The sequence below is a fragment of the Chryseobacterium sp. DT-167 genome (assembly GCF_058310155.1).
Genome location: NZ_JBZEEQ010000077.1, coordinates 406 through 649, shown reverse-complemented (window position 1 = coordinate 649; position 244 = coordinate 406). Strand labels below are relative to the sequence as shown.

The window sequence follows — 244 nt, the reverse complement described above, 5'->3', positions numbered from 1 at the left end:
TGAGCACATCGAACAGTCCCGCCCGCACGAGCGACCGGGAGAGGTCGATGCTGCCGACGACGTGCACCTCGCGGTGCCGGTCGCGGAGCGCGTCGACCTCCGCGGCGAGGTCGGGACCGAGCAGGTGGGAGTCCTGCCATGACAGATCCGGCGTGCCGCGGGATGCGACGTACTTGGGGATGGCGTTGAACGTGCGCGCCACCGGGGAGTCGAGACCGTCGACCTGCAGGGGCCAGTAGGCCGC

At 70.9% G+C, this 244-nt stretch carries 1 protein-coding gene; it reads right to left on the bottom strand.

Going from position 1 to position 244, the window contains the following annotated elements; all coding sequences use genetic code 11:
• Window positions 1-244, bottom strand: a 244-nt coding sequence (locus tag AC4FQ5_RS19845) for a dihydrofolate reductase family protein (RefSeq protein ID WP_491146334.1), incomplete at both ends; no start/stop codon positions are given.